General features: G+C 46.3%; 30 protein-coding genes. 4 read left to right on the top strand and 26 right to left on the bottom strand.

The features are described from left to right. Window positions 1-9: 9 nt before the first annotated feature. The 4 genes from HYW89_03310 to cobO all read right to left on the bottom strand — a co-directional run bounded on the left by HYW89_03310 (window position 10) and on the right by cobO (window position 3,563). Complete coding sequence (locus HYW89_03310; protein ID QQG45006.1) at window positions 10-870, bottom strand: MBL fold metallo-hydrolase; 861 nt, start codon at window positions 868-870, stop codon at window positions 10-12. Further along, window positions 840-2,336, bottom strand: a complete 1,497-nt coding sequence (locus HYW89_03305) for a ComEC family competence protein (protein ID QQG45005.1) — start codon at window positions 2,334-2,336, stop codon at window positions 840-842. Before HYW89_03305 ends, HYW89_03310 begins: the two co-directional genes overlap by 31 nt. Window positions 2,337-2,481: 145 nt before the next feature. Beyond that, complete coding sequence (locus HYW89_03300; protein QQG45004.1) at window positions 2,482-2,976, bottom strand: hypothetical protein; 495 nt, start codon at window positions 2,974-2,976, stop codon at window positions 2,482-2,484. 65 nt (window positions 2,977-3,041) lie between these two features. Continuing rightward, entirely contained in the window at window positions 3,042-3,563 is a 522-nt protein-coding gene (gene cobO / locus HYW89_03295) for a cob(I)yrinic acid a,c-diamide adenosyltransferase (GenBank protein ID QQG45003.1), read from the bottom strand. A gap of 62 nt (window positions 3,564-3,625) precedes the next feature. On the opposite strand from cobO, the gene HYW89_03290 reads away from it, so the two are divergent. Continuing rightward, complete coding sequence (locus HYW89_03290) at window positions 3,626-3,814, top strand: hypothetical protein (protein ID QQG45002.1); 189 nt, start codon at window positions 3,626-3,628, stop codon at window positions 3,812-3,814. Between the two features lie 312 nt (window positions 3,815-4,126). On the opposite strand, the gene HYW89_03285 is transcribed toward HYW89_03290, so the two are convergent. From HYW89_03285 to ybeY, 4 genes are all read right to left on the bottom strand, one after another. Beyond that, the gene (locus HYW89_03285; protein QQG45766.1) at window positions 4,127-6,823 is read right to left on the bottom strand and encodes a vitamin B12-dependent ribonucleotide reductase; all 2,697 of its coding nucleotides are present in this window, start codon (window positions 6,821-6,823) and stop codon (window positions 4,127-4,129) included. Window positions 6,824-7,173: 350 nt separating this feature from the next. After that, window positions 7,174-8,265, bottom strand: a complete 1,092-nt coding sequence (gene ftsZ / locus HYW89_03280) for a cell division protein FtsZ (GenBank protein ID QQG45765.1) — start codon at window positions 8,263-8,265, stop codon at window positions 7,174-7,176. 288 nt (window positions 8,266-8,553) lie between these two features. Next, window positions 8,554-9,789, bottom strand: a complete 1,236-nt coding sequence (ftsA, locus tag HYW89_03275) for a cell division protein FtsA (GenBank protein QQG45001.1) — start codon at window positions 9,787-9,789, stop codon at window positions 8,554-8,556. Then, the gene (gene ybeY, locus HYW89_03270; GenBank protein QQG45000.1) at window positions 9,774-10,151 is read right to left on the bottom strand and encodes an rRNA maturation RNase YbeY; all 378 of its coding nucleotides are present in this window, start codon (window positions 10,149-10,151) and stop codon (window positions 9,774-9,776) included. The genes ftsA and ybeY overlap by 16 nt, the downstream gene beginning before the upstream one ends. Window positions 10,152-10,181: 30 nt before the next feature. Between ybeY and HYW89_03265 the strand changes: the two genes are divergently transcribed. Beyond that, window positions 10,182-10,562 (top strand): hypothetical protein, encoded by a 381-nt coding sequence (locus HYW89_03265; protein ID QQG44999.1) that lies wholly within the window; start codon window positions 10,182-10,184, stop codon window positions 10,560-10,562. Window positions 10,563-10,600: 38 nt separating this feature from the next. Here the strand turns inward: HYW89_03265 and HYW89_03260 are convergent, their stop codons facing one another. Genes HYW89_03260 through lepB form a run of 7 tightly spaced genes read right to left on the bottom strand, consistent with a single transcriptional unit; the run spans window position 10,601 to window position 14,128 of the window. After that, the gene (locus HYW89_03260; protein QQG44998.1) at window positions 10,601-10,849 is read right to left on the bottom strand and encodes a hypothetical protein; all 249 of its coding nucleotides are present in this window, start codon (window positions 10,847-10,849) and stop codon (window positions 10,601-10,603) included. Further along, on the bottom strand, window positions 10,846-11,070 hold the full coding sequence (locus tag HYW89_03255) for a hypothetical protein (GenBank protein QQG44997.1): 225 nt from the start codon (window positions 11,068-11,070) through the stop codon (window positions 10,846-10,848). Before HYW89_03255 ends, HYW89_03260 begins: the two co-directional genes overlap by 4 nt. A gap of 31 nt (window positions 11,071-11,101) precedes the next feature. Further along, on the bottom strand, window positions 11,102-11,572 hold the full coding sequence (locus HYW89_03250) for a GatB/YqeY domain-containing protein (protein ID QQG44996.1): 471 nt from the start codon (window positions 11,570-11,572) through the stop codon (window positions 11,102-11,104). 55 nt (window positions 11,573-11,627) lie between these two features. After that, entirely contained in the window at window positions 11,628-11,855 is a 228-nt protein-coding gene (locus HYW89_03245; protein ID QQG44995.1) for a 30S ribosomal protein S21, read from the bottom strand. Window positions 11,856-11,872: 17 nt separating this feature from the next. Beyond that, window positions 11,873-12,220, bottom strand: coding sequence for a histidine triad nucleotide-binding protein (locus tag HYW89_03240; protein QQG44994.1), 348 nt, complete (start codon window positions 12,218-12,220; stop codon window positions 11,873-11,875). A gap of 6 nt (window positions 12,221-12,226) precedes the next feature. Continuing rightward, a complete protein-coding gene (locus tag HYW89_03235) occupies window positions 12,227-13,534 on the bottom strand; it encodes an ATP phosphoribosyltransferase regulatory subunit (GenBank protein ID QQG44993.1) in 1,308 nt (435 codons plus the stop codon). A 12-nt stretch (window positions 13,535-13,546) separates the two neighbouring features. After that, entirely contained in the window at window positions 13,547-14,128 is a 582-nt protein-coding gene (gene lepB, locus HYW89_03230; GenBank protein ID QQG44992.1) for a signal peptidase I, read from the bottom strand. Window positions 14,129-14,166: 38 nt separating this feature from the next. Between lepB and HYW89_03225 the strand changes: the two genes are divergently transcribed. Next, entirely contained in the window at window positions 14,167-14,718 is a 552-nt protein-coding gene (locus HYW89_03225) for an aminoacyl-tRNA hydrolase (GenBank protein ID QQG44991.1), read from the top strand. A 53-nt stretch (window positions 14,719-14,771) separates the two neighbouring features. Here the strand turns inward: HYW89_03225 and HYW89_03220 are convergent, their stop codons facing one another. The 3 genes from HYW89_03220 to HYW89_03210 all read right to left on the bottom strand — a co-directional run bounded on the left by HYW89_03220 (window position 14,772) and on the right by HYW89_03210 (window position 15,517). Then, complete coding sequence (locus HYW89_03220; GenBank protein ID QQG44990.1) at window positions 14,772-15,113, bottom strand: hypothetical protein; 342 nt, start codon at window positions 15,111-15,113, stop codon at window positions 14,772-14,774. Between the two features lie 90 nt (window positions 15,114-15,203). Further along, complete coding sequence (locus HYW89_03215; GenBank protein ID QQG44989.1) at window positions 15,204-15,356, bottom strand: hypothetical protein; 153 nt, start codon at window positions 15,354-15,356, stop codon at window positions 15,204-15,206. Window positions 15,357-15,367: 11 nt separating this feature from the next. Beyond that, window positions 15,368-15,517, bottom strand: a complete 150-nt coding sequence (locus tag HYW89_03210; GenBank protein ID QQG44988.1) for a hypothetical protein — start codon at window positions 15,515-15,517, stop codon at window positions 15,368-15,370. A 54-nt stretch (window positions 15,518-15,571) separates the two neighbouring features. On the opposite strand from HYW89_03210, the gene HYW89_03205 reads away from it, so the two are divergent. Continuing rightward, the gene (locus HYW89_03205; protein QQG44987.1) at window positions 15,572-17,629 is read left to right on the top strand and encodes a DEAD/DEAH box helicase; all 2,058 of its coding nucleotides are present in this window, start codon (window positions 15,572-15,574) and stop codon (window positions 17,627-17,629) included. Window positions 17,630-17,632: 3 nt separating this feature from the next. Here HYW89_03205 and HYW89_03200 read toward each other — a convergent pair whose 3' ends face one another. The 8 genes from HYW89_03200 to HYW89_03165 all read right to left on the bottom strand — a co-directional run bounded on the left by HYW89_03200 (window position 17,633) and on the right by HYW89_03165 (window position 25,802). Next, window positions 17,633-18,451 carry a serine protease gene (locus tag HYW89_03200; GenBank protein ID QQG44986.1) on the bottom strand — a complete coding sequence of 273 codons (819 nt, stop codon included), beginning with the start codon at window positions 18,449-18,451 and terminating at the stop codon, window positions 17,633-17,635. A gap of 369 nt (window positions 18,452-18,820) precedes the next feature. After that, complete coding sequence (locus HYW89_03195; GenBank protein QQG44985.1) at window positions 18,821-19,753, bottom strand: trypsin-like peptidase domain-containing protein; 933 nt, start codon at window positions 19,751-19,753, stop codon at window positions 18,821-18,823. A 91-nt stretch (window positions 19,754-19,844) separates the two neighbouring features. After that, window positions 19,845-20,981: a hypothetical protein gene (locus HYW89_03190; GenBank protein QQG44984.1), complete on the bottom strand. Its 1,137-nt coding sequence runs from the start codon at window positions 20,979-20,981 to the stop codon at window positions 19,845-19,847. Between the two features lie 72 nt (window positions 20,982-21,053). Then, a complete protein-coding gene (locus tag HYW89_03185; GenBank protein ID QQG44983.1) occupies window positions 21,054-21,800 on the bottom strand; it encodes a hypothetical protein in 747 nt (248 codons plus the stop codon). Continuing rightward, entirely contained in the window at window positions 21,797-22,942 is a 1,146-nt protein-coding gene (locus HYW89_03180) for a VWA domain-containing protein (GenBank protein QQG44982.1), read from the bottom strand. The genes HYW89_03185 and HYW89_03180 overlap by 4 nt, the downstream gene beginning before the upstream one ends. Before the next feature lies 1 nt (window position 22,943). Continuing rightward, window positions 22,944-24,701, bottom strand: a complete 1,758-nt coding sequence (locus HYW89_03175; protein ID QQG44981.1) for a hypothetical protein — start codon at window positions 24,699-24,701, stop codon at window positions 22,944-22,946. Window positions 24,702-24,875: 174 nt separating this feature from the next. Then, window positions 24,876-25,457, bottom strand: a complete 582-nt coding sequence (locus HYW89_03170) for a hypothetical protein (GenBank protein ID QQG44980.1) — start codon at window positions 25,455-25,457, stop codon at window positions 24,876-24,878. Between the two features lie 144 nt (window positions 25,458-25,601). Beyond that, window positions 25,602-25,802 (bottom strand): hypothetical protein, encoded by a 201-nt coding sequence (locus HYW89_03165; GenBank protein QQG44979.1) that lies wholly within the window; start codon window positions 25,800-25,802, stop codon window positions 25,602-25,604. Between the last annotated feature and the right edge of the window lie 190 nt (window positions 25,803-25,992).

Raw genomic sequence — 25,992 nt, 5'->3', positions numbered from 1 at the left:
CTATCCTAACTATTTTTGCCAAAACTGTAAACCATTACTGACAAATTCAGTATCACGATCAAGGTCAACCCTAAAAAGGGCTACGCCCGCGCCGGCTATACGATCCAGTACCTCCTGCGCCGGATGGCCGTAACGATTTTTGCGGCCAACTTGTACTACGGCAAATTTCGGTGACACTGCTTTTAAAAATTCTTCCGAAGTTGAAGTTTTAGAACCATGGTGACCAACCTTAAGAATATCTGATTTTATATCCGAGTTACTCCACAACAGTCTATATTCAAGCTGCTTCTCGGCGTCTCCCGTAAAAAGGGCCGTGGTTGAACCGTAATTCATTTTTAAAATAACTGTGGCGTCATGAATATTTTTTAGGGTTTTGCCGCCGTAATTTTCAAACGGGGCAAGGACGACAAAAACTGCTCCGCCGGCCTTAACTTTTTGCCCGCGTTGGGCCACAAATACGGGGACGTTTTTTGTTCTCAAAAGATCGCGCCACTCTTGATATTCAGGAATTGAGTGTTCTGCCCCCGACTCCAGCACCTGACCTATGTTGTAACGTTTCAAAACTTCTAAAAGTCCGTCTAGGTGGTCGGCGTGCGGGTGGGTTAAAACCAGAAGATCAATATCGCGGTCCCAAAAAGGCATAACACCGCCAAGCCTGGAAAGGATTTTGTCGTTTGGTCCCCCGTCTATTAAAATCTGATTTCCGTCAGGAACCTCTATAAAAATCGCATCACCCTGTCCCACATCAAAAAAGTTCACGATAAGGTTTTGGCGCGCTTCAAAGTAAAAAACCGCATACCAAATCGTGACCGAAACTGTAGCAAGAATTATTAACGATATTAATTTTGCGTTTTTGCTGCTTTTTTCCATAGCCTAAAAGCCACATAGCCGTAACCAAGCACCAACGGCACCAAAAACCACTCTCCCAGCTGTAGTGAAGCATAGGGCAGAGATCCAAAAAGTTCTATGGTGCGAATTTTATACTCAAGCAAAAACCATACCGCATAACCCGCGACCAGGCTCAACGGCTCCCACAAAAATCCCAGCGCGCCGGCCGCAAAACCCACGGCCATGGAGTAAGGAACCGCGAGTAGAATCAAAACATTAGTTATGGGACTTATAAATGATACCCGGCCGAAAAGATAAATTAATAAAGGTAGTACCATAAGCTGTGCCGAGAGGGTCTCTGTAAGAATCTGTTTACTCTTGAAGCTCTTTTTACGTTCCAAAATAAATCTGGCGCGCGCCTGACTTAATCTGAAACGTATGCGATCAATATAGTTTTCAACATATGGCGAAAGGTAAACTAATCCGATGGTTGCAAGAAAAGACAACTGAAATGCGGTGTCAAAACGCAAAATTTTGGGATTTTGAAAAATCATCACGGCGCCGGCCAAAACAAGGGCATTAGTCATGTGATAGGACCTACCTTCACGGTTGGCAACCAGTACCAAAATTCCCATAATCCCCGCCCGCACGACACTGGGGGAAGCACCGGTAAGAATTACAAAAAGCATTATGGCAACTGAAGCAACCCAAAAAGAAATCTGGAAAGGAATCGTAAGAAACAAGAGCAGGTTAACAAAAAACCTGCCCACCAGAGTAATGTTGTAGCCGGAGAGTGCAACAATATGTGTAGTGCCGGTGCGATTAAAATTTTCCACCAAATCTTTGGGCAAAGACCCGCGTTCTCCCAACAAAAGTCCTTTTAAAAACGAGGCGTGCGGTTCGGGTAGCACCCGATCAATTTTCTCCTCAAACGATTTTTTAATTTCGGAGAGAGAAATTCTTAATTTGTTGCCGCGCCTTTCTCCAACTTTTTCTATAAGGGGAAACGACATGGTGCTATAAATATCTTCTTTGGCAAGATAAGATATATAATCAAAGTCGTCATAATTCTCTGGTTTCTGCAACAGACCGGCAATTTTCAGCTCATCCCCCATTTTGTACTCCGGATATTTTCGGGTAGTTGCTAGAGTATAAAAATTCGGCGCAAACGACCCTATCTTAACTTTCAGATGCTGAGTGGTTTCTTTCTGCTCCGGCTCCTCAACTACGATTCCTTGTATTGTTATCGGATTGCCGTAAAGAGCCGTAAGATCCGGCGGGGAATGTTCAGCCGCCATAAACCTAAAAATTCCGGCAAGAAACGCCAAAAACAAAAAGCCGTACAGGGTTGCGGCTTTTTGTTTTTTAAAAATTCCCAAAATAACGACGACTACCGCCAACAGTATACCAAACCAGATCATAAAAACTGAAACGGAAATAAATGATCGGACGGCAACCCCCGCAACGAACGCCAGCAGCAAAAATAGAAAAATACGGGATTTGGTCATGGTGGCACCTTAACAAATTGGGCAGATCTTTCAACCAAAATTTTATCTTAACACTTTTTGACGATCGTCAAAAAGTGTTAAGATAAAATTTTAGGGGTTGGGGTTCCGGACAATAATTTAAAAACCGCCGGCTGATGCCGAACGGCTAACAGTGGTGCTGGCCTGACGATTCCATCTGCACACGCTCAATTACTTTATCTTTACTCACCTCTTCTAATGCCAACTGTCTAACATGCCAGAAAAAACCCTCCATTTCTCTGATGATTCTCACCTCAGCAACATATAGGCGCAGAGAGTAAGAGACGAGTACGTCTATGTAGTTAACGGTGGCTCGTTCACATTCACCACAGTCTGCTGAGTCTCCTTCCTTAGCACCAAGTGTTTTTAGCACCAGCCTATGTGCTAATAAAATGCGATCTCGCTCCTCTTGAGGCTCATGAAACAACTGTCGTCTCCCTGACATATATTCAAAAACCATCTCAAGAAATTCCTGTCCAGCTTGAAGAGTCAGGATCTCGCTCCATTTTAGGTCAAATCTACGTTCGGGAAGATCACGAAGGACGGAAAGAACACTGCTGGCAAGCCTTGCAAAACATAACGGCGCAGGAAGGTCCTCATGGAGCTCTACGTGACACGCCATAACCAATCTCCATTAAAGGGTACAGAACTGCAATATATTATATTACCTTCAATAAATCCTGTCAACTAATACTCAAGTCCTCGTTTTCCTTTAACCCCCTTGTGGTATGGATGTTTAATATCCCTCATCTCGGTAACAAGGTCGGCTCTATCAATAAATTCTTTAGGGGCATCACGGCCGGTTAGAATTATAGCTTGTAGCTTATAGCTTATAGCTTGTAGGAGTTCTAAAACTTTTTCTTTGGAAATTAAATTTAGTGAAACTGCATTATTTATTTCATCCAAAACTACAATGTCCCAGTTGCCGGATTCTATTTCTTTTCGCGCATACTCAAGCGCCTCCTCGGCCGCTTTCTCATGCTCTTCGCGCGGAAGTTTATCACCCATAATTCCGACAAACCCTTTGCCCATCTTCACCAACTTAAAATGGGGCTCAAGCCCCTTAGCTAAAAAATCCTCCCCTGATTTCCAGGGGCCCTTGATAAATTGAACCATCAGTACTCGTTTTCCTTCACCAACCGCTCGCATGGCTTGTCCGAGAGCCGCCGTTGTCTTGCCCTTGCCGTTACCTGTGAATATGTAGAGCATTTGACTTTTAACTTAAATCTATGGTAATATATAAATAGAACCATAGAGCCAAGGGGGTCTGTATGAGAAAGATACTAGTCACGTTATTGTTGGGCATCGGGGTCGCGTTTGTTCTAGCGCCGTTTGGATTTGCTGCAGGAGATAAAGTCTTCCTAAGCCTCTTCTGGTGGGCGAGAGACTACATGTTTACAACTGCATTGGGAGGGGTTGCATGTATGGTTATAGGCCTAGGAATCCTCATAAAGGAATAGATCCTGAACAATTGAACCGGCATCAAGGGTTCTATCCCTTTCGCCGGTTTTCTTTTTTAAAAAAACAAATCCAAAAACAAGGATCGCTGCAAAATTTCAATATTTAAAGTTTGAACATTTGGGTTTATAAAACGAGCCTGTGCGTTTTCGAGACAGTGGGGAAAAACTGTAAAGCGAGGAAATATGTTTTGAAAACACTGGGAGGACGAGCGGCCACGGTGCGAACGAAGTGAGCGAGCGAGGCCGACCCGTGATGAGCGCCGCCTCGGTGGGGCGGCGCGAAGTTTTTCAAAGCATATTTCCGAAGCGAAATTAACATCCCCCTGAAGTCGCCCCGCATTGAAAACAGGTTTTGCAGGATCCGGTCTGAATCATCATACCGCCGCATTCGCGACACATGCTGTCTGCATAGACCACGGTTTTTTCCTCGGGCAGGGCCTTCTGGGCGCCAATCACTTGCTTGGTCATAGCTTCCATTTCTTTGGGCGGCGCCTTAACTCCCAACTCATCCAGATCATCTTGTCCAAGAAAGCGGAGCGCAAGGTACCTGAAAATGTAATCAGTGATGGAGGTGGCAACCTGAATAGCCGGATTTTCCGTGTATCCTGCCGGCTCAAACCTTCCGTACACAAATTTCCGCGCGAGAGTTTTCAGCGGCACTCCGTGCTGAAGCGCAATGGAAATTGAAATAGCAAAAGAGTCCAGAAGCCCGGCCAAGGTAGATCCCTGTTTTGACATCCGGATAAAAATTTCTGCCAAGTCGCCATTTTCATAAGTGCTATAGGTCAGGTAACCCTCGTGTCCGGCAATGGAAAACTTGTGAGTTTCGGAAGGACGAGTTGCGGGAAGCCTACGACGTACTGGTTTTACCAGCTTCTTGCTTGCGCCGGAAGTTGAGGTAATCAACGGTTGGGCCGCCTTGGAACCATCGCGATACACTGCAAAGGCCTTAAGCCCCAGTTTCCAACCCATAATATAGGCCTGCATGATTTCTTCAGCAGTGGTTTCGTTGGGCATATTAAATGTTTTGGAAATCGCGCCGGAAATAAAGGGCTGGACTGCCGCAACCATCTTCACATGTCCCTGCCAAGGAATTGATCTTTTACCGTTAGTTGGTTTGACAGCACAATCAAAAACCGCCAGATGTTCTTCTTTCAGACTAGGCGCACCCTCAATAGTCCCCTGCTTCTCCAGATACTCAACAATGACCCGTACTTCTTCCTCGCTGTACCCCAATCGCTTCAGAGCTTCCGGAACCGCAGTGTTTACAAATTTCATAGTGCCGCCGCCTACCAAATTTTTAGTCTTTATCAGCGCAAATTCCGGCTCCACCCCCGTGGTGGCGCAGTCCATCATTAAAGCGATGGTTCCGGTCGGCGCAATGACCGTAACTTGCGAATTGCGCACTCCATATTTCTTTCCAAGAACCAAGGCCTCGTCCCAAGATCTTTTAGCGGCAGTATAAATGTTTCTATCCGCCACCTTACTCTCACGTACACGACTCGTGGCTTCGCGGTGCATGGCAACCACATTCATCTGCGACTCCTTGTTGATTTTGTAACCAGCATAGGGACCCATACGGCGTGCAATCTCAGCCGAATAGCGATACGCTTCTCCGCACATAAGTGCAGTTATGGCCGCGGCGCTATGCCGCGCTTCGTCGGAGCTATAAGGAAAACCCCAAGTCATCAGAAGCGCTCCAAGGTTTGCGTACCCCAGACCTAGCTGACGAAAATTGTGGGCGTTTTTGGTGATTCGTTCCGTCGGATAACTTGAAGCGCCCACAATAATATCTTGCGCCAAGATAACAACGTCAACTGTATGTATAAAATCATGTACATTAAAACTACCGTCAGAATTCAAATATTTTAAAACGTTAATGGAGGCAAGGTTACAGGCAGAATCGTCTAAGTGCATATATTCGGCGCAGGGGTTAGAGGCATTAATCCTTCCGCTGTTAGGACAAGTGTGCCATTTATTAATCGTGGTATCGTATTGCATTCCCGGATCTCCAGATTCCCATGCGGCCTGCGCGATCTGCTGCATAAGGTCTCTCGCTCGGTACTCCTGCGCAACTTTTCCTGTTTGAACCAGCCGCGTGGCAAACTTCTCGTCATTTTCCACCGCAGTCATAAATTCGTCCGTGACCCGGACCGAATTATTGGCATTTTGATACTGGATAGAATGCCAAGCCTCGTTATTTAAGTCATACATGTTGTAGCCTGCCTGTATCAGGGCTCGCGCCTTTTTTTCTTCTTCCGCCTTGCAGCGTATAAACCTCATTATGTCCGGGTGGTCAATGTTTAGAACCACCATTTTGGCGGCTCGTCTTGTTGACCCGCCCGAGGCAATCATTCCTGCCACCGCATCCGCTCCGCGCATGAAAGAAACGGGGCCCGAAGAATGTCCGCCCTTGGAAAGGGTTTCCAGACACGAACGCAACGGTGATAAATTCACTCCGGTTCCGGAGCCGCGTTTGAAAATCATGCCTTCGTTGTAAATCCAGGTGAGAATTGACTCCATGTTGTCATCTACGGAAAGTATAAAACAAGCAGAGCACTGCGCAGGCGATTCTACACCGACATTAAACCATACCGGAGAATTAAACGCGGCTTTCTGATGCAACAAAATATGAGTTAGTTCGTCTTCAAATATGTTGGCTTCTTGGTCTTCGTCAAAATATCCAAACTGCATGCCCCACTCCCGAATTGTGTGAGCAACGCGTGCAACCATGGACCGGGCGGACGACTCGCGTTCCGGAGAACCGATACGGCCGCGAAAATATTTGGAGCCGGCAATGGCGGTTGCATTCTCCGACCAAAATGCCGGAAACTCCAGTTCCCGTTCTTCAACATGACCATTTATGCCGCGCACCGTTATGGTCACTTTTTTCCACTCAACCTCGGCAAAAGGATGCGTGCCTTCTTTTGTTAAGATACGCCGGAGCGGAATTTTTTTGGTTGGAATGCGACCCTGAACAATATCACGATGCACGATGGCTTTAGGCATATTATTTTTGAGACAAAAATTCTCTTTCACCCCTCCTCGGTTCATCCCCCACCTATTTTGAACAACTCAAAGTCGTAAATTGCTAAATTAGTAAACTTCCAGCCCGGGCTGATCACTGCCGCAGGCAATAGAAGGTTTAATCTATGCTGGCGCTAGTTCAAAATAGGTGGGGGACAAGGCCGTCCGGGCGAAAGAGAACTTTTGTAAAATATTAAATATTTTAATGTGTATTTTCATATTATCATCTTAAAAGCACCAATCAAAATTTTTCTGTGGATAAATAATAAAATATTGACAAAGGAAACAAAAAACGGCCTAGCCAAAGCCGTTGAAACCTACGTAAGAGGCTCTTATTTACCCTTCCTTCGCAGAAAAGCCGGCACCGAATCCCACTCGGACTCCTCACCAGCCACAATTGCCTTATCACTCTGCTTTTTAGGATCTTGCCTTTCTTCCCTGTTTAAAGGCAACTTAAGCGTACCCCCCGTAGAATTAAAGCCGGTAGCAATCACTGTAATTTTTAATTCGCCCTTCTTTAACCTCTCGTCGTGCACCGCGCCGAAAATAACCTTGGCCTCACGATCAATTGACTCCGTAATCACCTTGGCCGCCTCGTTGATTTCGTACATCGTCATATCCGGTCCTCCAGAAACGTTAAATAGCACGCCCCGCGCACCATCAACAGAAATATCAAGAAGCGGCGAGCTGACGGCGGCTTTAGCCGCGGCCGCGGCTCGATCCTCGCCACTTCCCACTCCCACACCCATAAGGGCGGAACCGGCATCTTGCATAACGGCACGAACATCGGCAAAATCTACATTGATTATGCCGGGAGTAATAATTAAATCCGAGATGCCCTGAACTGCCTGCCTTAAAACGTCGTCGCAAATAGTGAAAGCCTGCAACAAGGATGTATCCTTGGTAATCACGTTGAGTAAACGATCATTTTGAATTGTGATCAGTGCGTCCACTCTGTCTTTCAACTGAAACCAAGCCTCTTCCGCAATACGAGCCCTCTGTGCACCCTCAAAAGTAAACGGTTTGGTAATAACACCAATGGTAAGCGCCCCGGAATCTCTGGCAACTTCAGCAATGATCGGAGAGGCACCGGATCCCGTACCTCCGCCAAGACCGCAAGTTAAAAATACCATGTCCGCACCCTTCAGCGCCTCGTGAATTTCATCGCGATTTTCTTCTGCCGCCTGTCTACCGATCTCCGGATTCATACCGGCGCCAAGTCCTTTGGTCAAATTTTTTCCTATATGAATTTTTTGGCGGGCCTTGGTGAAATGAAGATCCTGCGCATCTGTATTTATAGTAATAAAATCAACCCCATTTATTTTATGGTCAATCATGCGAGTTACTGCCTTGCCGCCGCCTCCGCCGATTCCCACCACCTTAATCCGTGCGTATGTTTCAATGTCTGGTTTAAGCTGGGGCATAATAATAACCTTCTTTCGCAATGGTATATGTAGCACGTAGCCTCTGGTAATGCAATAGTTTTTCTCTCCACCGGTTATTCACAAAAAACCCACAGTTTATTCTATGGGACAAAGTGTAGCACTTGAAGGAAGGCGCCAAAAAATTTGTGGAGCCCCACGCGCAGAGCGCGTGGCACCCCGTGTTACGGGGTTCCTCCCACGCTCGCGCGTGGGGCGGAACCCCGCACCGAGGGTCATTCACCCACGGGTAAAGCCCATGGCCCTCTGGTGCGCGGGTAGGCTTGGATCTTAGGGCAGAAGCGACCGCAGCCAACGGATAAAAGTCCCCTCGCCGCCAGACGATCTGTGCCCTCCTAAAATAGAGCGAGACTCCGCAACCCTTGTACCTGCCCATTTAGCCAGACCCAGAACCGGAACAAAAGCAGGCGCCACCTTGTCGTCAATAGAATTTAGAAACTCCTCGGGACACCCTATTTCTGTCGGTAGTTTAAGTTCCCGTTTGGTTAATTCCACAATGCCCGGCATAAGGACCGAACCGCCAACTAAAACTATACCGGCAGGTAAAAGTTGGGCTCTGTCAACTTTTTTTAATTCTTTTTGTAAGAGTTCAAAAATGTCTCTTAGTCGGGCCTCTATTATTTCGGCGAGTTCTTTGCGTGAATACTGACCGGCTTCATCGGGTATAAATTCGGCCAAACGAATAGTATCCCGTTTGGGAAGTTCTGACGGCAAACAAGATCCATGAGTAGTTTTAATTCTTTCTGCAACGTCTACATGTGTTCTAAAACCAATGGCAACGTCGTTGGTAATGTGGTTTCCTCCGATAGGAATCACCCCGGCATGAATAGGCACTCCTTCTTCAAAGATCATAAAACTTGCCGTGCCGCCCCCCAAATCAAGAAGCATAACCCCCAACTCTTTCTGCCTTTTAGTTAGAACGGCGTCAGCCGCGGCCAAGGGTGAAAACACGTAATCCTCTACCCGCAGACCCGCTCCTTCTACACATTTGAAAAGATTTTTTAAAAATGGGGCCGAACATTCAATAATCAGAGTGTCCACTTCCAAGCGCACTCCATGCATGCCCACCGGATCCTTAATCCCTGCTTCGTGATCAACTTTAAAATCACGGGGAATCATATGCAAAATCTCTTTATTGGGATTTTTGGGGATAAAGGTTTCCGCAGCGGCAATGGCCCGTCTAACATCTTCCGGAGAAATTTCGCCGTCAGCCCGCGATACTGCCACCACCCCGCGTGAAGATGATACAGAAATGTGGGAGCCGCCCACATTTAGCCAAACCGACCTGACAGGAACACCAGCGGCCCGCTGGGCTTCGGCCACGGATTTTCGGATGGAAGAGGCAGCATCCTCAAGATCAACCACCACCCCGCGTCTGATGCCGACTGATGGGACCATTCCTATACCTAAAATACGGAGGGTTTCTTCTCCTTTTTTCTTTTCGGCCACTACGGTCTGAACCGTGGAGGTGCCGACATCTAAAGCCGCGATTAGGTTTCTAGCCATACTTTCTTCAAGATTTTTTCTTCAAGCGCCTTCGTTCTCTCAGCAATGATCTTTGACTTTTCGTGATGCAACCCCGCCAAATGTAACATACCATGAACTATCATCCATGTCATCTGGTATTTATAGGAATTCCCTTGCTTTTTGGCCTCGCGGCGAATAACCGCAGAACATACGAGGATTTCACCATAATCGTCGGCGTAACGAAAAGAAAGGACGTTGGCGGGCTTGTTTTTCCGGCGGTATAAACGATTAAGCCTCTGCGCCTCCTGCAATGAAATCTCTTCAACAACTACCTTTCTTGGCAACTTCCCACGAATAGATTCTGGTAGTAGGTTGACAAATTTTCTAAATAAAACTACCATAAATTTGGCTCATTGGACAAAGGTGGACAAATGAAAGACATGGCTCGGGTTTTTATATGGATCCTGGGGTTTCTTATTATAGCCGCTTTTGGCCCAATCGTTATTAACTCGTTATTTAAAACAGAAGAACGTGTTGCAGAAAAAGTAACAATTCAGGTTCTAAGCTCCGACAATCCTCCAGTTCCTATCTCCAGGGAAAGCATCAGGCTTGAGACAGAAGATGGCACCACGTCGATACAGTACGTTACCGACAGAAGCGGCAAAATCTATTTTAAGCGCCTCGTGCCTCCAGGAAAATGGAGAATTCGCGCTACGCAGGTATTATGCGACGGAGGAAAAACCAAAGTTCAAACCCTATCTGTCGTCATCCGGGGTTCAAGCAGTTTTATTAATTACTTTCCTTGCGGATAAACATCGTCGTGCGCTCTGCGCACTTTTTTATTTCTACCTTATTGATAGTGATTATTTACATCAATAATCTCAATCGTATCTTTTCCCCGGAAAATAAAAATTGCCCGGTACTTCCGGTCAATTCGGAAACTCCAAATCCGCATCTTGGACGGCTCCAGCAGTTTAGTATCAAGGCCCGGATGAAAGGGATTTTGCGCAAATATCAAGCACTGTTTTCGAAACTTCGCTTCAAACCCCCTCTTTCTCACATACTCCAAAATCCCCTGATGAATTTGGAGAATATTCATGTTCTAAAATATGAGGAACGCCGGAGTCCTCGCCCCAAGCTCTTCAAAAACTTCTGGTTGTATTTCTTGGTCGCGCGAAACGCCCCCAATACTTCCGTTATTTTTTTAGTCGGTGGAGGCGAAAAAATATCCTTTTCCATAACCTGCCGCAAATACTCATATCTTAACTTCGCGTCAAGCAGTATCCGATATTCTTTTTTGGGAATAGTAATTACGCTCATAGCTCAAAGATAGCATATCCTTACATATAATTCAAGGTTGGATACCGAGTAGTTGACGGACGGCCTCGCTTACTCGCTCCCCGCTCGCCTGACCCTTAACTCTCTTCATTACCTCTCCCATTACGCGGCCGAAATCTTTTGGAGCAACCTCGCCAATTCCCGCAATTACCTCTTTTACAATTTTTTCTATTTCCTCGTCGGGAAGTTCGGAGGGCAAATATTCCTCCAAAATTTTTAATTCAGCAGTTTCTTTTTCAACCAAATCTTTCCGGCCGCCTTTTTCAAACTCGCTTATGGCATCACGCCGTTTTTTAACTTCGGAGCGCAAAACCGCCACGACTTCCTCTTCCATCAACTCTTCTACTTTTCCGCTTTTCGCGCGCTTTTCAAGCTCTTTATTGTGAATCGCGGAGGATAGCATCCGTAAAACCGATAAACGAAGCTCGTCTTTGGAACGCATAGCCTCTTTTATATCCTGTTCAATTTTTTGCTTGAGATTCATGACGAGACCAAATTATATTAGCGAGGCCTGCCCGTAGACGGGAGGCCACGTCATCTTACCTCTCTCCTTCTTTTAACTTTCCTAATTTCTCCAAACGCTCGCGCTCTTTTGCGGTCTGTATGCGCCGGAGGGCCCGTTCTCTAATAAAACGCCTCTTGGGCTTGGGCACATAAAATCTTGTCTTACGGGCATTTATCAAAACCCCCGAGCGCTGTACCCTTCGGGTGAATCTTCGGAGCATTGCTCCGGTGGTTTCGTGTTCTCTTTTTCTGACTTCTACCATAACCTGTTAATTTAACTTTAAACTCTAAACTTATCCGGGTCTTCTATGTTCGACCAGCCACCCAAAATATGCAGGTGCAGATGGTCAACTACCTGCCCGCCCTCGCGCCCCACATTAAAAATCAGTTTATACCCCTTAAGACCCAGGTCTCCGGCAATTTTTTTGGCAGTATATATCAACTTCGTAATTACGTCACTGTGGTCTGCCTCAAGATGCGCGATGGACTGGATATGAATTTTGGGGATGACCAAAAGATGCACCGGAGCCTTGGGATGAATATCTTTAAAAACCTTAACATCGTCATCCTCAAAGACAACTTCGGAGCTTACTTCACCTTTTGAGATTTTACAAAAGATACAGTCCATACGGGTTCACTTCTTTAACTTCTTTTTCAAAAACTCTACAAGTTTCTCTTGTGGGATTGTCTCCTGGGCCCCAGAAGCAACCTCACGCACAATAATAGTGTTGTCTAAAGCTTCCTTTTGTCCAAGAATTAAAGCAATCTCTGCCTCCAGACGTTCAGCAACTTTCAGTTGTGATTTTATGGCGTCTCGTCCCAGCGACTCGCGAACCTCAATACCTCCGGCCCGCAATCCCTCAAGCAGAAACAGACCCCGTCGTTTAGCAAGCTCTCCCAAGTGCGCAAGAAAAACTTTTGGCTTTTCTATGCCAACCAGACCGGATTCGGCAGAAAGTAACCCGTAAACAGCCTCAAGACTAATGACTCCTGCTGCGACATCAAGTTTTTTACCAGAAAGTGCTTCGGCTGCACGCGACAGCAGCCCCCCTTCAGCCAACACCCACCCCGCATCACCTCCGTTTTTATTTAATTCGTTCAGGTCTTTAACCGCCACCACCTCAAAAATAAAAGAGTTAAACCACGATCCCTCCCTAAATAACTTGGGGTCAAGGAAATATGGAACACTAACTTCATCCAAGAACTCCAGAAGCCCCTTCAGGTGTTTTTTGCACAAAGCACACAGAAAATCAAGTACCGGCGGAGCGCTGCGCGAAACTATTTTGCATTTCTCGTCTTCACAAACAAGAATTTTGGTTGGCGTTCTTTTGAAAAAACGCTTACAGTTTTTACAAAGACGCTGGGCCCGGCTCCGAAAGTATGTCCCAAAGGCAGAGCGGAAATAGGGCCGGCAGATCTGACAACCCGTGGCATTAAGCCGGACCTGAAGATTTTTCATGTCCATACCTATACCCCCCAAAGATTTCCAAATTACTTGTATTATTTCGGCCTCGGCTACGGGTCCCTCCTCGCCAATCATAACTAATCCGCACTCCTTTAAACTGGTTATTTTTTCGTCACGCTTCTGTGCTTGAAAAAAACTATCACCGGAAAAACTAACTTTTAAAGGACTGGGTAGTTCTGATAGTTTATGGGTGGTATAGGCGCGGACAGCGCCCAACGCCCCGGAGGGGCGCAGTAAAACCTCCGATCCGGTACGCATTTTACAAATTACCGGGATACGTTCCTCAAAAAAACCGGCCTTCATCAGAGGATAAAAAACCCGCACATCCTCAAACGGGGCAGTGGCCATGGGCTCAAATCCGTAAAATTCAGCCAAGGACCGGAGAGACTTGCGCAACTTTTCCAGAAACTGTTCATACTGCGGAACGCTATCAAGGTTGGCTATTAATTCTTTTAGAACCAGTTTTGTTTTGGGCATATTTAAATATCTTTAGTAATCAACCGCGTAGTTAGCAACAAACCCAAGACTCGTAACGGGCAGGGCGCGGAAGAGGGCACGCCCCACAATAAATTTTTTGTTTAGAGTTCCCCACACTCGGGAGTCAGAACTGAAGTCGCGGTTGTCTCCCATAACAAAATACTCCCCTTGGGCAAGTTTTATACGCAAATCAGGCCGCGTCGCCCGACCCGGTGGTGTCAGATACGGTTCCTCCAGCACAAATCCCTCGGGGTAAGCATTATTTATAACCCTTACCCTGCCGTTTTTAATATCTACCCCTTCTCCGGGAAGACCGATGATTCTTTTAATGAAAAACTGTCTTGGGCCCAGAGGATAACGAAATACTATGGCTTCTCCGCGTTTTGGTTCTTGCAGAAGATAGGACACTTCGTCAACTATCAGATATTCCTTGTCGTGGAAATTCGGCTCCATGGAGGCGCCGCGCACAATAAAGGGCTGGGCAATGTAGTAACGGATGGGTAGGACAATCGCAAGCGAAATCACGAGCACCTTAATAATTTCCAAAATTTCACGTCCCCAACGGTTGTTAGGGTTTTCTTGTGTTTCGGTCATACATATATTATAGTTATTTTTAAGCGTTTGGCAAGCACATGATTCTTATTGTTGGTCTCGGAAACCCGGGAGAACAATTTAAAAACACGCGCCATAATGTTGGACGCGAAATTGTAGCGGACTGGCAGAAAAAGGCGGGTCTGGCTGATTTTGAATTAAACAAAAAATTTAAGGCGCTTGTCTCCAAAAATAAAAAAGCGGTCCTGCTGCTTCCTGAAACTTTTATGAATAAGTCCGGAAACGCAGTTGGGCCGGCCGCCAGACTTTTTAAAGTAAAAACAAAACAGATTTTCGTGGTGCATGACGATGCGGATTTGCCTCTGGGACATGCCAAACTTTCTTTCGGAAAACATTCGGCCGGACATAAAGGTGTAGAATCCGTGATGCGCGTTCTCAAAACCCGCGATTTTTGGCGTTTTAGAATCGGCATTGCGGCTAGACGCGATATCCCGGCGGAAAAACTGGTTTTAAAAAAATGGGCGCCGGAGGAGGTGCGGCTGGTCAGAAAAATTATAAAAAAGACGGCCAGCGCTTTGGAAGAGGCTCTGACAAGAGGGCCGGAGCAGGCCATGAATAATTATAACCACTAACAAATTAGGTGCTTAAAATTATAAAATCCGCTCTGGTGAGCGGACTTATCTTATTACCAACTGACAAACCTTTCTTCTTCAAGAACATAGTCCCCATCCCTCAACCAGTATTGTCGTATAACACCAACGGTTGGTTCTCCCTTTCCGTCTTTCTCAAGAATCTCAAGCCACCCAATGACGAAGGGTTGATCGTCTTTTTCTGCCTGAACCTCAAAAATAAGATTTTTCAGTAAAGCTTTATCAAAACTATCATAATAGAAAATGCCTATGACTACCGGATCTTCGGCGACTACGACCATATTTGCGCTCGGCCAATTCTCATAATCCGGTAGTGGTGGGCCAGACGCATACGCGCCAGCTGCGAAAAGAGCAATTATCAAAGTTAAGAATGCCACACCTGCCCATTTTTTCACTTGGCCTGTCCTCCTTACCCTTCTTTAGGGTGTAAAGGCAGTATAAGATTACTGGTGGACTTTGTCAACGATTCAATCTTTGGCGCGGATTTTTTTCTGAAACTCCAGCAGAGCGGCAAAAAGCTGGGCCTGCTCAATGGCAGCGAACATTGCCCAACAAGGATCCTGCCCTGTTGCTTTTAATTTTGCAAAATCAAGGCCGCAGACAGCCAAAGCCTCGGGCACGTAATTATTATTCAACGGCGCAAGCTCTCTATAAAAATTTTTGAGGTTTCGTAAACCACGCAGGCTCCAAGCGACAACATACTAAAATCAGGCGGAATTCTGCCGGCGGTTTCCACATCAATCGAAATATAAATTTCCTTACCCGGCTTTTTGGTGTCCACCCTTTGGTCCCTTGAAAAGATCTCTGGAATTAGAGTATTATTTTTATATACAAAATGTCAAACGACCGCACCGAAAAGAACGCTGAAGAACTTTTGATCGTTTCCCTTACCCCCCTGAATTTGGAACGGGGCGCTTTGTGGTTTGAAGAAAACTTCGCGGCCATAAAAAAAGCGCGCCTGATAAATCCGTGGTGGCGTGAAAATGCTGTAATTTTAGAGAAAGATCTTGTACTCCGTCCGGGAGAATTTATAAGACAAGTGGCTAATTTTGGGTACGAGCGCAGCGCCTCGGTGGCAGGCAGAGGTTTATTTGCGGTGCGCGGAGGTGTTATTGAAATTTGGCCGGTCAATACCAACAAACCATATCTCGTGGAATTTCACGGAAACTGCATCACCGCCCTCAAGGAGCGGGAAGAATCGCAAGAAAAAATTAAACCGAGGTTTTCAGCTTCAAGATCCCTAGAAAAATTACTGCCGGGAAACTTTGTGGTGCATGTTGACCACGGCATTGGAATTTTTCAAGGAATCCAAGAGGAAGGCGCTGAAAAATTTTTTGTAATAGAGTACGCCCCTCCTTCTATGAGGTCTGCACCAGACCGTTTGCTGGTATCCGTGGATCAAAAAAACCGCCTTTCGCCTTACGTTGGTTTTGAAACACCCCGCATACACCGTCTGGGTGGAACGCTGTGGGAGACCACCAAACGCAAGGCCCGGGAGGACGCCCAAAAACTTGCACAGGAACTTTTGAAGCTCTACACCACGCGCCAACACGCCGAGCGACCCCCTTATTATGGCGATCCGCTGCTTGAAAAAGAACTAAAATACACCTTTCCCTATCAAGAAACAGAAGATCAACTAAAAGCAGAGGGAGAAATTCTGCATGACCTTGAAAAATCACGGCCCATGGACAGAATTTTGTGCGGAGATGTTGGTTTTGGAAAAACAGAACTTGCGCTGCGCGCAGCACTGCGCGTAGTCTGCTCCGGCAAACAGGTGGCGCTTCTTGCGCCTACCACTGTGTTGGCAGCACAGCACAAAAAAACTTTCTGTGAACGGTTTAAAGATCTGGCTGTTGAGTGTGAAATGCTATCCAGAATAACGCCAAGCTGTGACGAGAAAAAAATTTTGCAGGAAGTTAAAGAGGGGCGGGTTGATTGTGTTATAGGTACCCACCGAATTCTTTCCAAAGACACGGTATTTAAAAATTTGGGGCTGGTAATTATAGACGAGGAGCAGCGCTTTGGTGTAAAACAAAAAGAACGCTTCAAAGAACTTCGCGCCGAAGTAGATATATTATCGCTTTCCGCAACTCCCATCCCACGGACGCTCTCTCTCGCACTGGCTAAACTCCGCGATCTTTCGCTAATTGCAACACCGCCGCCCGAGCGTCTGCCGGTTGAAACGTTTGTCCTCCCTTACTCTAAAAACCCAATCAAAAGAGCAATTGAATTTGAACTGGGCCGCGGAGGACAGGTGTATTTTCTTCATAATAGAATAGAAACGATCAACGTGGTCAGAGATAGACTGAAACGGCTTCTGTCATCAAGTTGTCGTCGGGGCATCGCCTTTAAAGGTAAGAATGACGCCCTAATCGGGGTTGTACACGGCCGTCTGAAAGAAAAAGAAATTATGCGTGTGATGGATAAATTTAGAAACAAAGAAATCCTTATTTTACTCGCAACAACCATCATTGAAAACGGTCTGGATATCTCTTCAGCCAACACTCTTATAGTGGATGACGCCACGCGCCTCGGCCTTGCCGAAGCGCACCAGCTGCGGGGCAGAATAGGCAGGAGCGACACTAAAGCCTATGCCTATTTTCTTTACCGGGCGCGTCACCTTACCCCTAAGCCCAACGGGGCCGGGATCCCGGCTGAAAGCCTAGGGACTGAAAAAGCGGCCGAGCGGCTGGAGGCGCTAAAAGAATATTCCGAACTTGGAGCTGGTTATGAGATCGCTTTAAAGGATTTAGAGATCAGGGGGGCTGGCAATATTCTTGGACGTGAACAGTCGGGCGCCATTAATAAAGTTGGCCTTAATCTTTACTGCCAGATGCTTGCCGAGTCAGTTGAGCAAGAAAAATCGGCCGCTCACGCGGCCGTACCGAACTGAAACTTATTTTTTATTTTCGTACTCTCTGATCAGTTTTTTAATTACATTAATCTTTATGGCCCATCCGATACGCTGAGAATTCATAACCGTACCCTGTGCAAGGCCAACAATCTCGGGGCTGCCATCACGCAGAGCGATAATTGGCGTGCCCGAGTCCCCCGGATTAAGACCGTTAGAAACCATAAAAATATTCTCAAGTTGCGCCACATCTTTCAAAGCTTCAGGGGGTTTTAAACCCGACACGATACCTTCACGCACATTTATACCACCGTTCATTGGATTTCCTATGAGGTAAATAAAGTTGCCCATCCGTAAGTCATCACTATTTCCAATCCGTTGCGGAAACTGCGGCACACTGACTCCGTGCGGCAAGAGAAAGATTGCGACGTCTTCTTTCTCGGAAATTATTGCCCTTTGCAACGGCCACTCCTTTCCATTAATTATTAAGACCAAGTTTTCTGAAACCTTCTCGGCTGGTTCAGTTAATACACCAAACGGCGTGTTGTACTCTAAGGCCTTGATAAAGGCAACATGATGCAAAGTAATGATATACTTATCCAAAACAGCAATCCCCGATCCAAAACTCTCCCGTTTTACGATCTCGCCGTTTCCCTTTTTAAACTCCGCCACTGTCCTCAAAGAAATTATGGAATCGGCCATGCGCTCAAGAGAAAAATTACTACGATTTATCAGGACGTTAGTGTAGTCATACCCCATAGGCTCGTTATCACGCGGCAAAGAAATGGTAGCGCATCCGGAGAGCATGAAAAGCATAAATACCGATATGACAAAACCTCTTGGCCCTGCCCGTCCTAGTTTCATCTTTTTCTCCTTTTTCAAGGAACAAAAAAAGCAAGAGCGACACCCAAAATCCATCCCTACTAGGAATAGACTGGGGGTTTTCACCCTTGCCCTTTTCTTTCTATAGGTTATCTCCAGTATAGCACTGCCGCCAAGACTGTCAAGTCTAGTGGAATACCCCATCACCAATTTTGCGGGAGGGCAGGCGGCGAAGCGCTTCGTCCCTTGAGGGTTGGCCTATTCGGCCACGCGCTTCGTGAAGTGTTTTCATACACATACCCAATAAAGATATATGACATCTATACATAGGCAAAATTGGTGAGGGGTTATTTTTTGTTTCCATAACTAATTGTGGAAACAAAAAATAAAAATAGCGGACATTGGTCCGCCTTATCTTCCTTGCTCCAAGGCACTCAGCAGCGCGTCTTCAAGAAACGCGGCGTCTTCACTGTCAGTATCGGAACTCCTTAACTCACGAGCAACGTCTTCTATAAAATCAAGGACAGCGGTGCCGCCTATAACAAAGGTGAATCTATTGTTGGTGCTAAGAGCTTCTGTTATACTCTGCAGTCTGCCATTCTCATCCAAGCCCGGACCGCCGGAAAAACCAAACTCTGCACCTCCAATCAATGCCATGTACCCCGGCAAGTAGGTCACACTTCCATTAATCTCTTTTTTAAGCATAGACGGAACACTCATGTTCACCACTCTTTTTAAGATAGACGGTTCAAGGGAAAAAATTCCGGGCCTTTGATAGCGCTGAGCAAGAGGGCTGCTACCTACAATATATACCTCTGAGCCCTTGATTGTCGGCTCGCTGGAAATCGTTACCGGGATCGCATCATAATCTGAATCAACCAGCGTCAAAATAGCAAGGCGATATACGTAGCTATGAACCAAGACTTTAGCCTTTAATGCTCTACTGCCGTGATAAACCACAATTTTGGCGTCGCGAATCATGGCTGGGTATGGAAGCAAGAGGTGATCGGTGGTAAGAATGTGCCGTGAAGTAATAAATCCGCCGCTTCCAACACTATACTCCACACCGTCAACTTTTTTATTTTCAACCCAAATCGTAACAAAACTATTCTCGCAACTTGCTACGACTTCTGAAGGTACGTTGTCTTCTTTACTGCCTACACAATAAGGCGCCTGGGCGCTGCTTTGAGCCACAGCAGAAAGCTGGACGGCATATTTTATGATAGCAACAGCGTGTTTCGCGCCGGATAAGTCACTACTCTCGTCTTCGGCTGAATTAAGCGGTTCTGGGGAAACACCCAAAAAGGCGGCCAAAAGTATACCAATCAAAAGCAACATTTTCATAACTACCCCTGTCAAGGTTCAATAATACCAGTATAAGGGTAATTTTATCGTTATCAAGTAACAAAAAACCCCGCAACAAAATATGCGGGAATTATTTGAATCTTAAAATTTCAAAAATACGCGGGAAAAAACCTAATGCCCCCAGCGCTAATGCTCCTGAAATTATCCCGACAACCAAAGGATACTGCCAAAGTTCCTTTTCCTTTTTATCGTTAACGTAGTGGTCAACCTCCCGGCTCAAAAGAGTGGTATCCGTAATCCAGCGCTCTAGTGAGGTGCCTTCGCGCAAAATAAAATATCTACCCGGCGCACCGCTCCACTCTGCGATCTTTCGCAAAATCTCCTCGTCCAGCATAGTATAAACTATTTCACCCGTGGGTCTTGTAGCAGGACGGCTAACCCCCTTGTTGTCAGTAATATACACCGGAACTGGTTTCTCGCCGCCTATGCCCACAGGAATAACTCGTATTCCCTCTTTGGTAAATTCGGCTATCTTTTTTTTAAATTCGGCCTCGTTCCAGTCCGGTTCAAGCACCCTAACCACCCCACCCGCCTCATACCACATTTCTTTTCCGCCGTCAGTAAAAATAAAAAGTGTAATACGAGTCCCCGGACTTAAACCTTCTTTGCGAAGTTCTTTATAATCAGTGGGGAAAGCAGCCATAAGGTCGGTTCCCTCTTCATAACTAAAATAAGTATCAAGCTGCGCGATATCAAATTTTACTCCTGCCAGATCCGGCCCGCAGCTGCGCCAGCGGTTAAAGCTCATGGTAAAATACCCTATGCACATAATCCACGTGCCTTCTTTACTTAGCAGGTCTATGGCGCCAACCACTTTTATTTTCACCGCTTCCAGACGGTTAGGAGATACGTCAGTGGCCTTTTGACTTGGCGAAAGATCAAAAACAAAGTCAAGCGCCTCGCCTTTGTATACCGGCCGCGGGACAGTACTTATCCCGTAAGGATCGGAAAACGCGGCAACAAGACCAACTATGGCTGTTATCAGAAAAATGTACTTTGGGGCGTGGCGAACAAACCCGGATCTGACCCCCAATATGGAGGCGCCGCGTCTTCGCAAATACAGAGCCCGCAAAAACCAAAGTACTAATAAGGGGACAGCACCGATCATCCACCAAGCCTGCGGAAAGTGAAATAAAATTTTATCTACGCCGGCCATACGTGCCAGGGTAGGACCAATGGTATCAAAGAACGAAGCCAAAAGCTGCATCTTGGCCTCTTTATGGTTGTCTGCCGAATTTATAACATAAAAATTAAAACAGGGCAATGCTGCCCTGTAAGGTTATAGTTTGCTTTTACCAAGTCTCCCCGGACCCGCGCCCGGCACTGGCTTCAGCTTCAGTAAATCTGCCGGCGTTTGATTATTAGATCCGCCTCCGCCTGATTTTTCAAACTGCCAAATTAAAAGTTCAAGGTTAAACTTGGTTTGGTAATCATCCTTGGCTACCAACGCCTGCACATAGGCTTCCATGGCTCTTTTTAGGGTTTCGGTAAATTCTTCTTGGGAAGCCGCTAAAGCCGCACGCCTCACTTCCAAATTTCCGCGTCCATATTGATAGTAAAGTTCCTCTTCTTTAGTTTGGGGTTTAAGACTTTTTATAATTTCCAACGCCTTGTCGCAATAGGAAAGAGCCCTATCCCGTTCCTCGGCTGCCTGCTCTTGAGTGGGATTCTCGGCGGTATGACTGGAAACAAAAAAGATAAAGTTAATCAGCCTTTGTTCGCAAAGACGGTAATTGATTTCAGCCTCGCGATATTTCAAGGAACTGACAAACTCAACCGGCGCGTTTTTTAATAATTCCGCTGTTTCTTTTTGCGCCTCCTTCAGTTTCCCCCGACCCAAAAACTGATCAATCTTTTTCACTTTATCCGGAAAGGCGCGAAGCTGCAGCAGCCGATCCTGAAAAGCAGTTTCCGCCCTTTCCTGCTGCAGTTTATTTTTGGCGTCCCACTCGTCAACCTGATTTCCGGCCAGCCATAGTCCCAAACCAAGAAGCAGAAGAAAAGAAAGAATCAGGACTTTTTTCATTTTCTTGCCCTCCCGCTATGAACAAGGAGCCGACCCAGACCCGTAAGAAATGCCCCGCAAAGTATACCCACCAGCGCACCTGCTATAAAATATCTTCTTAGGGGATTATAAGTCGTTACTTCCTGAATAACAAACCCTCCACGTTCCTTTTCTGCAACTCTGCGGTACAAATCTCCCAGAGTACGTTCGTCAAGATCCGAGACCAGCATTGCTTCTCCGGTGCCGGGAGGGTTGGAAAACGCCTCCTCAAAAGCCGGCCAAATCTCATTCATGCTCCAAAAATAAGTTTTTATACAGAGAGCCTTGGCCAGGTCAAGAACGTGGAAGGGATTTATTTTAAAGTATCCTCCGCGTGTGGTCTCGCGCTCCTGTAATAAGGCTTGCCTGCTTCCGGCTATCGCGAAATCGCCATCAGTAAAAAGTAGTAGGGAAAGACCTTGATTTTTTTCACAAAACTCTTGGCGGCGCTGCGGTATGCGAACCGCCCGCTCTTTGAGCGAGGTCTGAATTTCTGTAAGCTCTGTCAGGGGTATGATTCGTTCCTTATCAGCAAAAATCAAAAGAAGTTTAAGCCCGGCCCAAAGGCCCTGTTCAACGGATGTAGATGTTGTATCTTTTAAAGACCGCACCGCCCTTCTTACCAAATTACAATCAGTGGTAGGTCTAACTAAAACTTGGGCATCAGAGTCAAAAACTACAAGCCCCGCCATGTTCAGACCAAGTCCTTCTCCTTTAATCTTTTCCCGACAGAATTCGTTCAGGAAAATTTCGTTGGCAACCTTGAGAACTTCTAGTCGAGACTTTCCGCTTTTTGCCTGCATGCCCATACTGCCGGAGATGTCGTCAATAAGAATAGCGATCTGCCCGCTGACCTCACGATTTATCCGCTCAACTATAGCACTGCGGGGTTTGGCCAAAGCCACAATACCCGAGGAGGTGCCCAGAAACAAAAACAGCGGTCCTAGCAAAAACAGAGCTCGTGTAAAACACGAGCGCGGTAATAGCTGAAAAAGTGTCCGGGAACTTACGCTGACTCTGGACCTTCTGCTAACTATCAGTGATAAAACCAACAAAAGAATCAGTAAAAGAACCTCTGGTGTCTCAAAGTAACGGGAGAAAAAGAGCTCAAGGCCAGAAAACATGTCAGACCCCCTTCCGGACCATTTTAGATAATTTACCCCAAAGTCTAACCACCCGCATGTCCCAGAGAAGTTTTCTAAAGAGGCCCGCCATCTCCTCTATTTCTTCTGAAAGAAGAACCTGCCCCTCGTGTCTGTTGTTGAGTATAGACAAGATTTTATCAACCAGTTCCCGAACAGGCTCCGGACTTTCCTGCAACAGTTCCGAATCGGTTTTCCCTTGGGGCTGATTCAGGAGTGAACGCAGGACAGATTTAGCCAACAGTAACACCTTATGCTGTTCCTCAATGGTTAATGAACAGATATAAGATACCGAACGGATCCTTGCAAGCTCCCTACGAAACCGTTGATAAGGATATTTCCTGCGCCGCAAACTAGCCTTGATCGTTTTTAGCGACACGGTGGCGAGCACCATCGTAACTACCAAAATCACGATTCCGCCGCCCGCTTGACGCATCCTCAAAGAGGCCTTGGGACTATACTCCTTAAAAAGTGAGGCCCAGTAACGCAGATCGGTTTGGGAATAAACTGATTTTTCCGGCTTGATGGGTAACAATGCCTCACTTACCGGTATCCGCTTCCAACCAAGAATATCGGTCACCGTTGGATTACCGTCGTTATCGCGCGGAACCAACGCCGAGATCCTAATAGGCAGCATGGTGGTGTTGATTATCTGCGGAGGAAGGTTGGGGGGCGCGCCCACCATGGCGTAGTAAATGGGCAAACTTCCCAAGTCAAAAGTAGTGATGCTTAAATTTCCTACACGTTTTTCGCTGGGCTGATATACGCGGAAAGAAATTTTCAGGGTTATTTCGCCCGGACTTTCAATAACTACTGGTGCCTCGGTACGGAAAAGACCCGGCAGCACTGATTCGGGTTTAAGATTTATACCGCTAAGTTTCTTCAACTGATCTACATCTATCTTGATGCGCTTGGGATCAAACTTAATTCCGCATCCAAAAACAAAGGGGTCGTTAATGGTTCCGGAGGGCCGCGTAACCTCGCAGCGTATCCGTATCCACGGAACAAGCGGAGTAAAATCAGGCACGGACCAAAGAATCTTAATATCTTCGGCCAGCAACCGGCTAAAACGCAGGGGATTTATTGGTTCTCCCTTGAAGTAAAAAGCGCGGCTAAAGTATTCAAGACGGTTTGGCCAACCGGAATCAACGGGCCTAGTAGCACGTAGCGATGAGTAACCAAAAGCACTAATTTGCACTAGCAAAGCATCCAGTTGTTTCTTGGCCAGAGGTTTAGTACGCGCCCACACACCTGACGGAAAAGTCCAGCTATCCTCGTGATAAACTATAGGGGCAACGTCTATCAACTCCTGCCGGGTCGCAAGAAGATTCAACGCCGAAATAATGTTTACCGGAGACGAAAACTGCAGAACATATACTGTGCGACTGAAAAAAATCCGCTTGAGTTCCTTTACCCCCAACGGCAAAAGAATTTTCTCTACCCCAATCTGCGTTTGTGGAAACATGTTAGCGATCTCGGAGAGAGATTTTGTAATATCAGATTCACTTTTCCCATCCGGAAACCAAAGCATAACCGCACCGGGGTGAACTTCCAATGTTACCCGGCGGCCTTCTTTATCAAGATAGTAAAAGTCAGCCGGCGTGTAGTAGGACGGCGGGGTTGGTGGGGACGGGGCCGCCATGCCATAATCAGAACCATCCTGACCAAAACCAATACCGGGGACAAGAAGAAGCAAAAAAAGCAAAACCAGCATCCGAACCGGACTTCTGATATGCTGCATGACTTGCCTTTCTTATGTCAACGTTCTTACTCTATGGTATAGCCTGATCTTGTACTCTTGTCAATCAGTGTTTTTTCCATCAAAAAAGAACGGGTTTTCCGTTCTTTTTTGATGCCGTCTTGGTAAACGAACCTTATTAAAATACCACGTGAAGAATCACGGGGTAAAATTGGTCTATCCTTTAAGTTTGAGTACGATCCGGGTCACTACGAGTAATCCGGCTAACGTGAGAAGCGTAAGTAAATACAGGCTTGCAATGCTGAAATATTTGAACCAGTTTTTCCGCAGATGCTCACCAACGGAATAAAGAACTATATCTTCGTTCGTGATCTCGGCATATACGACTGCCTGCGCTACATTAGGCGTGGCGAGACTAACCAACCCTCCGCCAACGTCAAACCATTCCTCAAGCGATTTAAACCAGGGGTAGGTTTTAAGTCGGAAAGCAGAAAGGGCAATCCTATGCTTACCGAAATGTATAAAGCGCTTTAAGCAGTGACGCGGATCAAGGGATGGAGATTCTTTAAAGATTCCCGATCCCATCAAACGAAGACGGTAGTCAGCGCGATTTGTGATGATCACTAAGATTGTTCCCTCGCCGCGGGCAGTATCCGGAACAAATGCGACTCCCCCGGTGCAGCTAAGTGTTTCGTTGGCTCTTTTCGGTAGTGGAGAGACGTGATCTTCGTGGGCCGACGCCTGAAACACAATCAGTATTACAGTTGCCATACTCCAGACCAGAACGGATTTACGCATAAGCCACACTTCGGTAAGACAACCTAATTTATAGTACAATACTTGAACATAAAAATCAATGCGACAAATCCGCAGGGTATTTTTGTCACTGGAATAAGTATAAGAGATGTCATGGGGCGTAGAGGAATAAAAAAGAAGAGCAAGTCACTTGGACTTGCTCTTGGGAGCGAGGTAGAGGTCGCGGTCATCAGTGCAGTAGACTTCCAGGTTTTCAGGGAGTACGCCAGGAAATTCCTTCTCTGCGGCCAAGAGAATCTTGGCAAGCGATGAGGATCCGCCGAACCCCACGAAGTTCCCCGATTCGCACTTGAACACCTCTCCGTGCTCCGTCATCTCGCTGGCCATGGCCCACCTCCTGTTAAGGTTGTACTAACTGGAATACTGCCTAAAGTATAGCATGAAAGTATAGCATTTGTCAAGTTTTTGAATCACCATGACATTTTCTATAAAATGACCAATTCGAAGTATTCACAGATTGAAAAACGGCTTAAAATAAAGCCTCCTTCGCATAAAGCTACGGAGGCCGGGGGAAAAT

This window comes from Candidatus Sungiibacteriota bacterium (assembly GCA_016432465.1).
In the GTDB taxonomy this organism is placed as follows: domain Bacteria; phylum Patescibacteriota; class Minisyncoccia; order Sungbacterales; family HO2-52-23.
The sequence above is the reverse complement of the archived record's forward strand: the minus strand, read 5'-3'. Positions and strand labels throughout refer to the sequence as shown.

Coding starts and splice junctions, on each gene's coding strand:
- HYW89_03310 (QQG45006.1), bottom strand. CDS start 870: ATGGAAAAAAGCAGCAAAAACGCAAAATTAATATCGTTAATAATTCTT.
- HYW89_03305 (QQG45005.1), bottom strand. CDS start 2,336: ATGACCAAATCCCGTATTTTTCTATTTTTGCTGCTGGCGTTCGTTGCG.
- HYW89_03300 (QQG45004.1), bottom strand. CDS start 2,976: ATGGCGTGTCACGTAGAGCTCCATGAGGACCTTCCTGCGCCGTTATGT.
- cobO (QQG45003.1), bottom strand. CDS start 3,563: ATGCTCTACATATTCACAGGTAACGGCAAGGGCAAGACAACGGCGGCT.
- HYW89_03290 (QQG45002.1), top strand. CDS start 3,626: ATGAGAAAGATACTAGTCACGTTATTGTTGGGCATCGGGGTCGCGTTT.
- HYW89_03285 (QQG45766.1), bottom strand. CDS start 6,823: ATGCCTAAAGCCATCGTGCATCGTGATATTGTTCAGGGTCGCATTCCA.
- ftsZ (QQG45765.1), bottom strand. CDS start 8,265: ATGCCCCAGCTTAAACCAGACATTGAAACATACGCACGGATTAAGGTG.
- ftsA (QQG45001.1), bottom strand. CDS start 9,789: ATGGCTAGAAACCTAATCGCGGCTTTAGATGTCGGCACCTCCACGGTT.
- ybeY (QQG45000.1), bottom strand. CDS start 10,151: ATGGTAGTTTTATTTAGAAAATTTGTCAACCTACTACCAGAATCTATT.
- HYW89_03265 (QQG44999.1), top strand. CDS start 10,182: ATGAAAGACATGGCTCGGGTTTTTATATGGATCCTGGGGTTTCTTATT.
- HYW89_03260 (QQG44998.1), bottom strand. CDS start 10,849: ATGAATATTCTCCAAATTCATCAGGGGATTTTGGAGTATGTGAGAAAG.
- HYW89_03255 (QQG44997.1), bottom strand. CDS start 11,070: ATGAGCGTAATTACTATTCCCAAAAAAGAATATCGGATACTGCTTGAC.
- HYW89_03250 (QQG44996.1), bottom strand. CDS start 11,572: ATGAATCTCAAGCAAAAAATTGAACAGGATATAAAAGAGGCTATGCGT.
- HYW89_03245 (QQG44995.1), bottom strand. CDS start 11,855: ATGGTAGAAGTCAGAAAAAGAGAACACGAAACCACCGGAGCAATGCTC.
- HYW89_03240 (QQG44994.1), bottom strand. CDS start 12,220: ATGGACTGTATCTTTTGTAAAATCTCAAAAGGTGAAGTAAGCTCCGAA.
- HYW89_03235 (QQG44993.1), bottom strand. CDS start 13,534: ATGCCCAAAACAAAACTGGTTCTAAAAGAATTAATAGCCAACCTTGAT.
- lepB (QQG44992.1), bottom strand. CDS start 14,128: ATGACCGAAACACAAGAAAACCCTAACAACCGTTGGGGACGTGAAATT.
- HYW89_03225 (QQG44991.1), top strand. CDS start 14,167: ATGATTCTTATTGTTGGTCTCGGAAACCCGGGAGAACAATTTAAAAAC.
- HYW89_03205 (QQG44987.1), top strand. CDS start 15,572: ATGTCAAACGACCGCACCGAAAAGAACGCTGAAGAACTTTTGATCGTT.
- HYW89_03200 (QQG44986.1), bottom strand. CDS start 18,451: ATGAAACTAGGACGGGCAGGGCCAAGAGGTTTTGTCATATCGGTATTT.
- HYW89_03195 (QQG44985.1), bottom strand. CDS start 19,753: ATGAAAATGTTGCTTTTGATTGGTATACTTTTGGCCGCCTTTTTGGGT.
- HYW89_03190 (QQG44984.1), bottom strand. CDS start 20,981: ATGCAGCTTTTGGCTTCGTTCTTTGATACCATTGGTCCTACCCTGGCA.
- HYW89_03185 (QQG44983.1), bottom strand. CDS start 21,800: ATGAAAAAAGTCCTGATTCTTTCTTTTCTTCTGCTTCTTGGTTTGGGA.
- HYW89_03180 (QQG44982.1), bottom strand. CDS start 22,942: ATGTTTTCTGGCCTTGAGCTCTTTTTCTCCCGTTACTTTGAGACACCA.
- HYW89_03175 (QQG44981.1), bottom strand. CDS start 24,701: ATGCAGCATATCAGAAGTCCGGTTCGGATGCTGGTTTTGCTTTTTTTG.
- HYW89_03170 (QQG44980.1), bottom strand. CDS start 25,457: ATGCGTAAATCCGTTCTGGTCTGGAGTATGGCAACTGTAATACTGATT.
- HYW89_03165 (QQG44979.1), bottom strand. CDS start 25,802: ATGGCCAGCGAGATGACGGAGCACGGAGAGGTGTTCAAGTGCGAATCG.